At 43.4% G+C, this 13588-nt stretch carries 14 protein-coding genes; 1 reads left to right on the top strand and 13 read right to left on the bottom strand.

Features of this window, described 5'->3' with window-relative positions:
• Window positions 1–109 precede the first annotated feature (109 nt).
• From NFU07_RS12080 to NFU07_RS12035, 10 genes are all read right to left on the bottom strand, one after another.
• Window positions 110–838, bottom strand: coding sequence for an alpha/beta fold hydrolase (locus tag NFU07_RS12080; protein ID WP_251478495.1), 729 nt, complete (start codon window positions 836–838; stop codon window positions 110–112).
• Window positions 839–867: 29 nt separating this feature from the next.
• Window positions 868–1206, bottom strand: coding sequence for a zinc ribbon domain-containing protein YjdM (locus NFU07_RS12075; RefSeq protein ID WP_251478493.1), 339 nt, complete (start codon window positions 1204–1206; stop codon window positions 868–870).
• Window positions 1207–1306: 100 nt separating this feature from the next.
• Window positions 1307–2692: a Na+/H+ antiporter NhaC gene (gene nhaC, locus NFU07_RS12070; protein ID WP_251478492.1), complete on the bottom strand. Its 1386-nt coding sequence runs from the start codon at window positions 2690–2692 to the stop codon at window positions 1307–1309.
• A gap of 409 nt (window positions 2693–3101) precedes the next feature.
• On the bottom strand, window positions 3102–3485 hold the full coding sequence (locus NFU07_RS12065) for a hypothetical protein (protein WP_251478490.1): 384 nt from the start codon (window positions 3483–3485) through the stop codon (window positions 3102–3104).
• 139 nt (window positions 3486–3624) lie between these two features.
• Entirely contained in the window at window positions 3625–5178 is a 1554-nt protein-coding gene (locus NFU07_RS12060) for an AMP-binding protein (RefSeq protein ID WP_251478488.1), read from the bottom strand.
• A complete protein-coding gene (locus NFU07_RS12055) occupies window positions 5175–6023 on the bottom strand; it encodes an SDR family NAD(P)-dependent oxidoreductase (RefSeq protein ID WP_251478486.1) in 849 nt (282 codons plus the stop codon). The genes NFU07_RS12060 and NFU07_RS12055 overlap by 4 nt, the downstream gene beginning before the upstream one ends.
• Before the next feature lie 14 nt (window positions 6024–6037).
• A complete protein-coding gene (locus NFU07_RS12050; RefSeq protein WP_251478484.1) occupies window positions 6038–6931 on the bottom strand; it encodes a DMT family transporter in 894 nt (297 codons plus the stop codon).
• A 55-nt stretch (window positions 6932–6986) separates the two neighbouring features.
• On the bottom strand, window positions 6987–7523 hold the full coding sequence (locus NFU07_RS12045) for a GNAT family N-acetyltransferase (protein ID WP_285835960.1): 537 nt from the start codon (window positions 7521–7523) through the stop codon (window positions 6987–6989).
• A 27-nt stretch (window positions 7524–7550) separates the two neighbouring features.
• Complete coding sequence (locus NFU07_RS12040; protein WP_251478482.1) at window positions 7551–8042, bottom strand: GNAT family N-acetyltransferase; 492 nt, start codon at window positions 8040–8042, stop codon at window positions 7551–7553.
• Between the two features lie 129 nt (window positions 8043–8171).
• Window positions 8172–9422, bottom strand: coding sequence for an MDR family MFS transporter (locus NFU07_RS12035; RefSeq protein ID WP_251478480.1), 1251 nt, complete (start codon window positions 9420–9422; stop codon window positions 8172–8174).
• A 98-nt stretch (window positions 9423–9520) separates the two neighbouring features.
• On the opposite strand from NFU07_RS12035, the gene NFU07_RS12030 reads away from it, so the two are divergent.
• A complete protein-coding gene (locus NFU07_RS12030) occupies window positions 9521–11188 on the top strand; it encodes an ABC transporter substrate-binding protein (protein ID WP_251478478.1) in 1668 nt (555 codons plus the stop codon).
• A gap of 103 nt (window positions 11189–11291) precedes the next feature.
• Here the strand turns inward: NFU07_RS12030 and NFU07_RS12025 are convergent, their stop codons facing one another.
• The 3 genes from NFU07_RS12025 to NFU07_RS12015 form a co-directional block, all read right to left on the bottom strand.
• Window positions 11292–12077 (bottom strand): nucleotidyltransferase domain-containing protein, encoded by a 786-nt coding sequence (locus NFU07_RS12025; protein WP_251478476.1) that lies wholly within the window; start codon window positions 12075–12077, stop codon window positions 11292–11294.
• A gap of 51 nt (window positions 12078–12128) precedes the next feature.
• Window positions 12129–12815: a tetratricopeptide repeat protein gene (locus NFU07_RS12020; protein ID WP_251478475.1), complete on the bottom strand. Its 687-nt coding sequence runs from the start codon at window positions 12813–12815 to the stop codon at window positions 12129–12131.
• A 111-nt stretch (window positions 12816–12926) separates the two neighbouring features.
• A complete protein-coding gene (locus tag NFU07_RS12015) occupies window positions 12927–13523 on the bottom strand; it encodes a histidine phosphatase family protein (RefSeq protein WP_251478473.1) in 597 nt (198 codons plus the stop codon).
• Window positions 13524–13588: the final 65 nt, after the last annotated feature.

The raw sequence follows: 13588 nt of genomic DNA, 5'->3' as shown, positions 1-13588 counted from the left end.
GGAATCAAACTAAAAGGTTTCAGAAAATGAACAATTATTGAATATTTGTCTAATAAATTACGAAAAGAAAAAAGAAGCGGATGATTTTAAACGAATCATCCGCTTCTGCTTATCCAAGAAATTTTTCTTTTTTATCCAACCATTTCAGAAATCCTGCAATTAACCGGATAAAGTTTTCCTTATCGGGCTCCCAAAGTTCGTGCCCTGCATCTTTTACTGTCATGAATCGTACGTCTTTTAGGTGCTTTTGGTAAAATTCCACGTCACTGTCTTTTAACAGCGAGCCATCCTTTTCTCCCCGAATAATTAAAACCGGAACATCAATTTTTGCCAATTGTTCTTCTAGGCTGAGCGCTCTTGATTCTCGTTGGATTCCTTCAGGCACATGGAAATTTTCCTCGCCGATAAAACCAGCGACTTTTACTCGAGCTGCCCACTCTTCTGGAAAAGCGGGATATTTGGCGGGATAATCGCAAAGAATCATCCCTTTTATATGTGGATTCTCTGCAGCGAAATCAATGGCATAAGGAACGCCCATAGAATAAGCGAGCAGGCAAAATTCTGTTACGCCGCTTCTGTCTACTACCGCTTCAATGTCTGTTACATGGTCTTTAAATGCATAGCCTGAAAGCGGCGCTTCGCTCTTGCCTCTTCCTCTCAAGCTCATGCTGATCCGTCTTCTGTCTTCAAAATAGCCCAATAGCTCAGTTGCTTGTGCCGCATGGTTCAAAGCTCCCGGCACGTAGACTAAAGGAGTCATCATATCGTCGAAAATAGCGGTTTCCATATAGTGCAATTTCACACCATTTGCTTCTGTCCATCTGTCTGTCCAGTACATTGAAACTCCCCCTAACTTTCAGGTGCCTTTTATCCTTTTTTCACAAACTCCGATTTCAGTTTCATCGGACCGAATCCATCAATTTTACAATCGATGTTATGGTCGCCCTCTACAAGGCGGATATTTTTCACTTTCGTTCCGATCTTTAACACCGAAGAACTCCCTTTTACTTTTAAATCCTTAATGACGGTCACAGAATCCCCGTCTGCTAATAGATTGCCATTGGCATCTTTCACTTTCGTTTCGTCTTGGATTTCAATTTCTGGAGCCGGATTCCATTCATAACTGCATTCCGGGCAGACAAACAAATTGCCGTCTTCATATGTATAAGGAGAATTGCATTTTGGGCAATTCGGAAGTTCGTTCATCAGGCGTTCCTCCATTTTCAGTAGATTTGCTAAAAGCTAACTATTTTTTCATTATAACTTTCCATTTAATTTCCTGATACTTTTAACTCTTTTGAAAGAATCAAATCTTATCCATATAAGTCAATGTTTTATTGGTCAAGCCGAACAAGACCGTTAAAATTGGCGAAAGCAGGCAGAAAAAAGCAAATGGCAAATACTCGAGCGTAGAAATTCCAAGGACGGAGGTAATGAAAATGCCGCACACGCTCCACGGCACTAGCGGATTTACAACTGTCCCAGCATCCTCCATGACCCGGCTCAAGTTTTTGCCTGCAAGTCCGAGCTTGGCATAGGACTCCTGGAAAGCCTGGCCTGTCAAAAGAATGGATAAGTATTGTTCGCCGATTAAAATATTGACGCCAATTGCTGTCATTGCGGATGCTGCAATGACGGAGGAAACTTTTCTTAATAAGCTTTCAATTTTGGCAAGCAAGCATTGAATGATGCCCAGTTTGAAAAGCATTCCGCCCATACTTAAAGCAAGCAGCACCAATCCGATTGTAAAGAACATGCTTTGCATTCCGCCGCGGGTAAGCAATACATCAATTTGCTCTACCCCTGTTTTAGACACATATCCACCGAATAAAGTTCCGAGCATTTTAGAAAACGGAATGCTTTGGTGAATGAAAGACAACCCGACGGCACTTATCGAACTGACGGCCAATGTCAGCAAAGCTGGCACTTTCGCTAAAGTTAAGAAAATCAATACAAGCAAAGGAAGCAAGGCGTACCAATGGATCAAGCCGGTTCCTTGAAGGCCGTTTTTGAAAACTTCAATGTTTGCCGTATCTTTCAGTTCCACACTCGGCGAAAGGATTGCAAAGAAAAGAAATGTCAAAACAAATGCCGGAATGGTCGTCCAGCCCATATTCCGAATATGTTCAAACAAATCGACGCCGACAATGGAAGCTGAAAGATTCGTCGTGTCAGACAGGGGCGACATTTTATCCCCGAAAAAAGCGCCGGATACGATCGCCCCAGCAGTGATCGCCAATGACAAGTCCATCGCTCCGGCTATCCCGATAAAAGCCACTCCTACTGTAGCAACAGTGGTCAACGAACTGCCAATTGAAAGTCCAATCAAGGAAGTCACCACAAAAACGATGGCGAAAAAGAATAAGGGCGTAACCAGATTAAAGCCGGTATAGATTAAGGTTGGGATCGTACCGCTCATCATCCAGCTGCTGATTAAAATTCCGATGAGGAAAAACAGGAAAACTGCACTCATCCCAGCTCCGGCACCTTCGACCAGCCCTTTTTCAAGTTCACGGTAAGGCACTTTCTTTGCCAGCCCGTAGCAAATCAACAAAAAAATTGAAAATAATAGGGGCATATGCGGTGCCGCTTCAAAAAAGATGATACAAACACTGATGATGGCCACAACCATAGCCGTTAGGGCAATTGCCTCTTTAAAACTTGGTGAAATGACCGCTTTGATCTGGAACATTGAAACGCCTCCTCATACTGATTTTTTACTAGATTATGCAAATAAAAAAACCTTCCATCCCCGTAAAGGGACGAAGGTTTTCTCCGCGTTACCACCCAATTTGATGCCTCGCTTTAATCGATGCATCCACTTCATTGTTTGCCGAAAAGACAGATGGTGTAATTCATTCGATTTGCTGCCTGAACTTTCACCAACCGCTCAGTCTCTTTCTGCTGCACACAATCAAACTACTTTTTCATCATTCAACAATTTCTATCGCATTTCTAATTTCTTTAAATCTTATCATGTCTTTTTTACAAGTCAAGCCTCCCTTTTATTCTAGCCCCTTTTTATTCACTGCTCTGATATAAAAAAAGGAATAAAAAAACTTCAAGCCGGAACCAACCGATTCCACTTGAAGTTTTGATGGCTATGAGATGGCTTGTTCAGTAGACCCTTTTCCTTTTGAAGCTGGTAATGCTTCCTGAATAGCCTGATCGGCTTCATTCGCAAGGCGCATTTTTTCAAATCGTGAAATTTCCTGTAGACTCGCTTGCATTTTTTCGGCGATTTCGTCTTTTGCATAAGAAGGAATAATGGATAGATGCTGGACTTTAAACTCATCGGCTTCTTTGGCGACTCCAATTAAACCGACAATTTTTTCGTTTTCTTTCCAAATATATAATTGATAAAGCGGATCACTTTCATATAAATCGATTAATTGCTGAAGGCTTCTCAATTCTTTTTCTTTCACTACCAAAGCGAGAAGACCCATTGCTATTTTTCTATAGGATTTCTTGTATCGGCTTAACATTCTGCTACCCCTCTTTTTCAGGTGATGTCAAATTCATGCTGTGATGCGTTTCATAACTCCCAACTATGTATACACTTTTCCCTTCTGCTTTAAACCTCTTTTCATTAAAAACCAATAAAAAAAGACCTGAAAGTTCAGGTCAAATTTCGCTTTTCGCTTCTTCATTGCGTAAAAGCATTTTTTTATTGAGTTTTCCGATTGCTGTGTAAGGAAGCTGATCGACAATTACCAGTTCTTTCGGCATCTGGAATCTGGCAGCCCTGCCTTTAAGCCATTGTTTAATTTCTTCCGGAGTTTCTTTCACACCGTTTTTCAGCTGGATAAATGCTTTTAGCCGCTGTCCAAAGACAGGGTCTGGAACACCTACTACCGCCAAATCTTCAATGGCGGGATGCAAGAAAAGGATGGCGGCTAAATCATGGGGATAAACGTTTTCGCCCGCCGATACAATTCGATCATCCGTTCTTCCGGCCAAAAAATAATAATTTTGCTTGTCGCTATAGCCAAGGTCTCCTGTCGCGATCCAGGAACCGGAGGAAGCGCTGACTGCGCCACCATTCTTTATATGTAGTTGTCCGATTTCACCAATAGGCATGTTCCTGCCAGCTGCATCCATTATCCGTATGGTTACTCCGTCAATCGCCTTGCCGATGGTTTTAGCAGACATCGCCAAATCTTCCGGGCCAGCAATCGTGTTCAAACCGGTTTCAGACGTCCCGTATAGATTAAAAAGCACAGGCCCTAATTCGCCAGCAACCCTTTTTACAAGCTGCGGATTGAGTTCCGCGCCGCCGGAAGCAATGCATTTCAACGACTGCATCGCTTCCGGATTTTCTTGCAGCATTTTATGAACCATCAATGGCACTGCTGTCATCACTTCCGCCTGATATTCATCGACCAGCCGGCAAGCCTCTTTTTCATGAAACTCCTTTGTGATGATGGCATGTTTGCCAAGGGCGAAAAAGACCAGGAGCACTGCAATGCCATAGCCATGATAAAGAGGGGTCGCGATATAAGCTGTCCGGCAGGATAATAAATTCAATTGTGTAATGATCGCAGCAAACGGATGTAAGTAAGCAAAGAGCGAAATCTTATGCTGTGCCTCTTTCGCATGCCCTGTCGTCCCACCGGTCATTAAGACCAATTTGCCCATAAACGTCCGTGGAACTCCATTCAAATCGCACGGATCAGGGGACAAACTCGCCACCAGTTTTTGAAGCTGCAAACAAATCACATCCATTTCCTCCAAAGCTTGACTAATCGTTTCTTCCAGTTCTTCGCCGTAGATCAACAAATCGTAATTGTGGTGATCGATCAATCGGAGGAATTGTTTCCGCCCTAGCTCTGCATTCAATAAATACAAATCTGCTCCCAGACGTGATCCTGCAATCAGCGACGGAATCAAGGCGTCGTCGTTTTTGCACAAAAAGGCAATTTTCTTTCCTTTTTTGATTCCATAAGATTGATAGAGGACAGTTGAAAGTTGTTGGCTTCTCGTAAACAGCACTGAATAAAGCGTGGTTCCTTTGTCAGAAGTCAAGACGGGTTTTTGGCCATATAGTTGATTGGCAAAATCGGCCAGCATCATTAAATTGACGCCTTGGCGATAAAAAGCGGTTAACAAATCGAACAAATTACGCGGGCTTAGCAGCTGGATTTGCTTCAGCACACGGACTAGTTTAAAGATGTTCAAAGCCTTTCTCCTTTCCTGATGATCCGAGGAAGTGCCGTTTCAAAGAAACTCCTAAAAATAACTGAGAAAAGCTGTCCAAAAATCAGCCACCACGGCATATGCCGCTTTTTCTTCTTGTAGATAGCCGTACCGATCAGCTTAGCGACATGGTCCGGCTCCATTGCAGCCGCTTTTTGATAAGCGGGAGTCGGCAGGATCATCGGCGTTTTCACTAAAGGCAAGTAGATAGTCGTCGTCGCAATGCCCATTGCGTTCATTTCCGGTGAAGCTGAGCGGAACCATACATCGAATGCACTTTTGGACGCTTGATAAGCAGCCCAAAAAGGAAACGGAACGAGCAAGGCATTGATCGTCGAAACATTTACAACGTGGCCGCTGTTTTTCTTCAACAGCGGAATGATGGAAAGCATCAATTCGATAGGTGCAAAATAATTGATCGCCATTGTCCTGGTGAAATCATGGAAGCGGTCTAAAGAATCTTCAATCGGACGATAGATGGAAATGCCTGCATTGCTGACCGCTATATCCAATCCTTCGGGCAGCTCATGAAGAAACTTGAGCAAACCCGCCAATTGTTCCCGATTGCGCAAATCCGCACCGAATACACTAACCTCAGTATGCGGAGATTCAATTTCCTCTTTGATCTCCAAAAGAACGGCTTCCCTTCTGGCCACTAAGATTAAATGGCAAGGGATATCCGCCAGCAAATAAGCTAGTGAACGGCCAATGCCAGAACTCGCTCCCGTGATCAAAATGGTTTTGCCGCTCAATGCCTTCACCAGTTTTGGGCGATTGAATAGAACCGGCGGAAATAAAAAATGTTCCAGCAACGTGTAAGTTCCCATATTCCACCTCTTCATCATCTTACAACTTCAACCTCTCCTGATTCTTCGGCCTTTTTATCCGGCCAATTCACCAAGAAAATCCCTGCAAAAATTAAGGTTCCGCCAATTAAAAGGGAGATTCCAATTTTTTCATCCAGCAATAGCCAACCCGTAATGACGCCAAAAAACGGTGAAAGGAAAAGAAAGGCACTGACTTTTCCCGGATTGCCATTTTGAAGCAAATAAAACCAAACTGAAAATTGGACGATCGATGCCGGAATGGCCAGCCATAAAATAATTGCTACGGAAGCTGCAGTAAAGACAGGGACTGTATTTTCCAATAACAGGCTAGCTGCTAAAAGAAGGATGCCGCCAAAAAACATTTGATAAGCGGTCAATACCCACGTGTCAAATCGAAAGCCCCATTTTTTGATCAATAAAGTCCCGATAGCCCAGAAAACTGCGCTCGCAAAACCGAAAACAGTTCCGACTTCCAACTGGACTTGGCCGCCCATCGTGACGACCACCCCTAAAAAGCCTAAAAACACACCTGCCCATTGCATCAAACGATAGGAGATCTTCAAGGCAAGCGTACCGAAGATTACGACCAACAAGGGATTCATGAAAGTGAGAATGGCAGATTCCCCAGCTGAAATAGTTCGGAGGCTTAAAAATATGGCACCCATGACGCCTGTCGTTTGGAGAGCACCGATTAAAAGAATTTTCAGCCAGTCACTCACTTTTACAGGGTGCTTTTTCTTTAAAATTCTGACAATGACTGCCATCATAATGCCTGCTAACGTAAAACGCATCCCGACCAGCAACAGCGGTGAAATGTATTCCAAGCCGATTTTGCCGACCGCAAAAGAGGACCCCATCAAACTGGTGGTCAACACTACTAAAAAAGTGAAAATGACTTTGTTCTTCACCTTCAGGCCCCCTTCTTTAAACTTAAGAATCATCAGCCCGGCCATTAATTAGCTTTTACGGTTTGATGCATTCCATTAACCAGCAATCCCGCATTTCACCTTCATGCTGTTCATGCTTTTCCAGAAGTTTCACTTTGCGGTATCCGCATTTCTCGTAGCAGGCAATGGCCCGTTTATTTTCTGCCTGCGGATCCATAACAATGCGATCGGCTCCTAATGAATCGAATAAATAATGTTTGATCAAACCCACTAAGTCGGTGCCGATCCCTTTATTCCAATAATCCGGTTCTCCGATAAATTGATCGGTGCCGAAGATTTTCTCTTGGCTTCCGTAACCATAGATTTCCCGTTCTTCCGCCAAGACTGGATAGAATTGAATATAGCCAATCGCTTTCCCTTCATATTCCACGATGCACCTTATTGTTTCGTCCTGCCGATTGAGGAAATGGGACTCGACTAGATGTTCATCGTGGGGGTTATCCCGTCCTTCGTAATACTCGAGGACACGCGGGTCTGATAGCCAACGAACCATATTGTCTTTATCTTTTCGGGTTAATTCACGGATAGCAAGAAGTTCATTTTGAATAATCAAATTTCTATCTCCTTTTATTAAGTTGGGTTATCCAATAATTTTCGCCATATAATATTCATTGACGAATTGACCATTTATGAGGAGCGAATCTCTTTTCGTCCCTTCTACTTCAAATCCCATTTTCTTATACAATGCCAGTCCTGCAGCATTCGTTTCCATTACGGTCAATTCGATGCGATGAAGGCCTTTTACGGTCGCCCAACTTTCTAATGCTTTGAAAAGCTCGGTTCCAACGCCTTTACCTCTTTGCCCTTCGGCAATGCCTAACGCGATATATACGGAGTGCCGCTTCCGCCTCACCCCTTCACCCATGGCAAACAAATAACCGACAAGGCAGTTGGCATCTTCAGCTAACAAAATGGCAGAGTCTTCGCCTAGAGCTTCGATTCTTTTGCTCAATTGTTCCGGCTCTGTTTTTCGTTCTCCCGGCTCGAATAACATAAATTCCGACTGTTCTACATGCTTCATTAAATTTACTAATTTCTCTGCGTCTTCCGGTGCTGCTTTTCTGATCTGCATAAATTGCTTCCTCCATAAACCGAGCTGACTCGACAAAAAGGAAATAGCTTAAGTCAGCTATTTCCTCCTTGCTATTAATCAGAATTTTTTATTTCTTCCATTAATAGTACACTATTCTATTGCGTTCTACTAAGGTAATTTGGTAATTATTTCTTTCTGAACCGAATAATTTCTGACGAATAAACCTGTATAAACCAAGAATGTTCCGATCATCAATAAGACTCCGATATACACGGACATCATGGACGGCATAAGATAAGCGCCTATGATGATTGTCGAACGCGCCAACAAGTCCGCTCCACTGAACGAAATATTTGAAAAAGCGGAGTACGAGCCGCGCTTGTCCGCCGGAATCATATTCGCCTGCTCGGCATTGCGGACCGGCGAATAAATTAATTCTCCAAGTGTCGCAATTAAATTAAATACGATTAAGATATACCAGGCATCCGCTGATGTAATCGTGATATAGCCGATACTGTAGATGATGAGGCCGGTCAGCAAGACTTTCTGTTTTGAAAATTTATCTGTGATCCGGCTGACAAAAAACGTCAAGCACACGACCAATAGCATGTTCTGGATATTCAATATGCTGAGCATGCGCACCCCGACAATTTCAAAGCTGCCGATGCTGACAGCTTCAAACGTCTCCGCCAATCGGACACCGATGTAGCTGTTCAAAGAAAATTCAGCCGCAAAGATGAACATCGATCCAACCACGACTTTAACAAAAGGCAAATCGCGAAAAGCTACACGGTAATTTTGCAGCACATCCATAAAAACGTTTTTATGCTGCTGCTTCCGCTGTTCCACTTCGCCGTCTTTCAACCAGATTTGGAAAGCAACCGGAAGCCCTGAAGCCGTCACTGTCAAAAGAATGAATAATTCAATTTGATGATTAACGTACAGCAATCCGCCAAGCGCTGCCCCGATTGCCATCGAAAGATTCGTCAGCCAATACTCGATTGTGTAAACCGCTTTCCGGTTCTCGGGAGTAGTGGAATCGATAATAAGCGCGTGCATAGCCGGCCGCCCTAAACTGCTGGTGACTACAAAAAATAAGTATGCAGCAGCAAAAAGCAAGATCCAATTTTGATCAGGCAATAAGCTGATCGTCATTAAGAGGAAAAAGAGCGCACTCAATGCGGAAGTCCAAACGACCACTTGTTTTCTCGGAAAACGGTCCGAAACATAGCCGCCAATTAAATTGATAAAAAAACCGATGATGACTGTAAAGACTAAAAATGCCCCAGCCCAAATCTTTCCGACTTCTTGCGCGAAAAATAATGCCATGAAAGGCATGACCGCAGAAGATACCGCCCGGTTAAAGAAAGAGGTGATTAAACGGACTTTAATGTTTTGTGGATAATATTTCCATCTCATGTTGTCAACCTCCTTTGTCTTATGTATATTAAACTAGACAAAACAATTAGAAAATGGACATTTTTCAAAAATAATGTCCACTTTAAAAGGAGCGGCTCATGGATAACCAATTATTGAAGATGTGGCATGCCATTCCGTCAGGAGCAGCCAAAAAGCAAGATCTCGCTGAAATCCTCGATTTAAGTTTGAAGCAAACATCACGCCTTCTTCAAAAATGGAGCAACGAAGGCTGGCTTGTCTTTACGGCAGGGAAAGGAAGAGGGAAAGTATCCAAACTTGATTGGCTGAAAAACGTAGAAAAATACTTTGAGGCAGAATTGATGGAGATGATTGAACAGGAGTCGGCCGAAGTCAGCAGCAAGTATCTTTTATACGATTGGTCAGTGGAAAGCAAAATGCGCCTGATCGATAAATTCCGGTTGAGCTTCGGTTATTTTCATGACCTCAGTGAAGCCGATAAACTGATCATCCCAAAGAAAAATCCTTTGCTGACCAAACATCCATTGGAAGCTGCAGACATCTACAGTGCCAATATGATTGCCAATGTCTTCAATCGTTTGGTTTCCGTGGACAGTTTGGGCATTGTAGAACCGGAACTAGCCCATAGCTGGGAAATGGGTGATACAAGACTCGTCCTGTATTTGAGAAAAGATGTGAAATTCCATGACGGCTCCACGCTAACTGCTGAAGATGCTGCAACATGCTTAAACCGTTTACGTGAACACAGCCATTTCCACGAATTATGGAAACCGATCACTTCGATCAAAGCGGTTGGTCCGCTCGTTTTGGAAATCAATTTTCCGGAAGGCTGCAGTTATTGCCTTCAAATGCTCGGGATGATCAATTCCAGCGTATTCAAGGAAATCTCAGGAGACGTGATTGGGACAGGCCCTTTTTATTTTGAAGGGGACGGAAAGAGCAAGACAACACTTAGGGCTTTTAACGATTATTTCCGGGAACGCCCCTTGCTGGATGCCGTGGAATTCATCCAGGTACCGAAAGATTTCGATTCGATCATTTACCGATCGACGACTCAAGACGCAGCATGCGATACATTTATTGTAGAAAGTGATTCAGGTGTCGGCATGGTGATTTTCAATGCTTTTCGGGATTCAGCCATCCAACGTAAAGAAGTCCGCGACTATGTACATTTCGCGATAGCCAAGCATCGCCATAAAATCGAAGCCTATTACCCAAGGGCAAAAGCCAATCACCAGAGCATCCTGATTGGCGAAAACCCGAATTATGAAATTCCTAACGCAGCTCGCCCTGAATTAGATCGGCCGCTCGTCATTAAAACGACCGATTATTTGGAAGGTGCCACCGCATGGCTGAAAGAGGCGCTCGAAGAAGAAGGAATCCCTGTCGAAATCCAGCATCTCTCGTTTGAAGGCAAAATGGACGACAATGGCTTGGATCAACAAGCCGACCTTTTTGTCCATGGAGAAGTCTTTGAAATGAACCAAAGTTTTTCTTTCTATCATTTTTTCAGAAATGGGTATTCTCCCTTCGCATCCCTTTGCAAAACAGATGCTATTCTAACGAATCGATTAAATCGCTACGCTTCCACCCCATTTTCAGAATGGGCCAAGCTAAACTTGGAACTCGAAAAATACTTGGTCGAATCTTCCTTGATGGTCCCACTTTATTATGAAAGAAGGCAAATTCCGTTTTCTGCAGACTTAATGAACATTTCCATTAGCCATTTTGGCTATGTGGATTTCTCGAAACTTTGGGTACGCCCTTCTACTATTCCAACCGGTTAAAAAACAGCTGCCTAAAATTAGGCAGCTGTTTTGCGGTAGAGCATCCTTTTGGATGCAACTTAATTTGAAATACGATTTTAATCATAATAAGTATATTGTAAACTTAAATCTTCTCTTCGACTGGCAAATGCAATTCAACCATCCTTCTGAGGAGCTCTTCCGTTTGTTTGTCGCCTTCGAGCTTCCCGATGATCCATTCCATGTCGTTATGGAGCAATTTGCTTAAATCGATTACCGCTTCCCGGTGGCGGCCGGGTGTGATGGTTTCTAATATTGCCATGAGCCTGTCCATGATTCTATTCGGCAAAGCATCACTCATCGCTTTCAAACCGAGCTGTGCCCGTTCCGGTTTGTACTTATGCATTAACACTCGTGCAAGATGGTCCGTCGAATTGGTCAACATGCGGGAAGCCCATACATCATTTCCCCGGCCAGCCGCTTTTTTGTATTGGAACATAAACCAAGCCACATCGATCACCGCATCTTTGAATTCTTGCGGGCTGATTGTTAGGGATTGGCTTTCACCAAATTCTTCCATAGCCCCATGTGGATCATACAGGACCTTGAAGAAGTCTTTTTTTGTAAAAGATTCAGCAGTCACGGTGAAAAGGTCCATATGCAAAAGATCATCATATACCGCAATGAGCTGTGGGGCAATGATAAAGATGTCATCTTCAAAAATAATTGGACGATACGATTCAAGATGGGCTTTCCTGTTTTTGAGAAACGCTTTTTCGTCCTTTTGTTCAACTAAGCAATAAAGATCGATATCCGAATGTTCATCATGCTCGTTTCTTCCCATCGAACCTTTTAAGAATACCGCTTTTACGAATGGATCACTTGATAGACTTTCTGTTATCTTCTGGACTGCTAATTCCTGTGGCAGCATGTTTTCACCTTCCTAAATCCCATTGTTAAAGCGTATCGTTATGTGCACCTTCTATAAAAGTTCACTTTTGCGGTTCTCTGTGGAGTTTGCATTTTCCAATTCCGCAATAATTGCCTGCACTTCCTTGATCGCAAGCTTTTCTTTGGCCTGCCCAAACATTTTGTTTGCAGTAGCAAAAGACTTCACCGCTTCTTCTTTTCGCCCGATCGCTTGCATCACTGCACCGTTGCCTCTATAAGAATAGCCGATGCTTACCAAGTCATCTGATTTCAGGGCATAATCCAGTGACGTCTGCATCATCTTTTTAGCTGCTTTCAGCTTTCCTTCACTCAAGGCAATAAGTCCATGCTCGTAGTAATTAGCCGCGAATAGGGCATTAGAGGAAGGCATATGCTTTTGCAGGAGGTCATATTCACGGATAAAGGTTTCTTTTGCTGTTTTCAGCTTTCCAGATAAACGCTCCGCTGACCCGAGTTGATGCAGCGCAACTGCACTGTATTCCCAATCGTTTTCTCGAGACGCTGCATCAAAGAGCTGCTGATAGATTTCTTGCGCTTCATCAAATTTCCCTTGAGCGCTTTTCACATTGCCCAATCCAAGAAGCGCCGACTTGAATAAATCCGGATTGCCCTCCCGGCATTCTTCCATGCATTCCCTGTATAAAAACTCAGCCTGACCTAAGTTTTTCTTCTCCAACTGAATAAAAGCTTCCGCTACCTTCTCCTTTAAATCGTCCATGCCGTCCCTCCTCGCTTGAACTCCTCTTATCATACTTTCATTATAATGTAAAACTTATGTAATTGAAAAAATATTTAGAAAAGAGAAGGGACGACGGGCTAGCTTTTTCTTTTAATCTGCTAGTTGAAGCGTTGTTAAATGCTTCGTGCAATTATACAAAGGGCATTGCCAAATCCCTTCTGCATATTCAAGCAGCGTAATCGACGTATTTTCCAAATCCGTCTTCTGGAATTGGTCCGGCAAGAGCGCTTTTAAGGTTAAGCCGATCAATGCCCCATGGCTGACCATCAAAATCCGCTTTCCAGAATAACGCGCGGCTATTTCTTCAATAAACGCCGTCCCTCTGGCTGCAACATCTTCTGCTGTTTCCATTCCAAGGTCCAAACTTCGCCAATCCGCGCCCCATTTTTCCAGACGTTCAGCTTCGGTCGTCCCTTCAATTTGTCCACAGGAAATCTCACGGATTCGCTGATCAAAATGGGCAATCGGCATCTTCAGTTTTTTGGCAATAATCTCTGCCGTTTCTCTTGCTCGAGAAAGGTCGCTTGAAACGATAAGATCCCACGGGCTTTCTTCAGCAAGACGTTGAGCGATGGCCCCTGCTTGCTTTCGCCCTGTATCATTCAATGGCACATCTGCACATCCTTGGGAGATTCCTAGCCGGTTCCATTCCGTAATTCCATGTCTTACAATTCCGATTGTCGTCATCCGATGATTCCCCTTCCAACTTATGTATTCATTTAATTTTCCATTTATTCCGCTTTTTCTATTAT

The organism is Planococcus sp. NCCP-2050 (assembly GCF_023708025.1).
Classification (GTDB): Bacteria; Bacillota; Bacilli; order Bacillales_A; family Planococcaceae; genus Planococcus.
The sequence above is the reverse complement of the archived record's forward strand: the minus strand, read 5'-3'. Positions and strand labels throughout refer to the sequence as shown.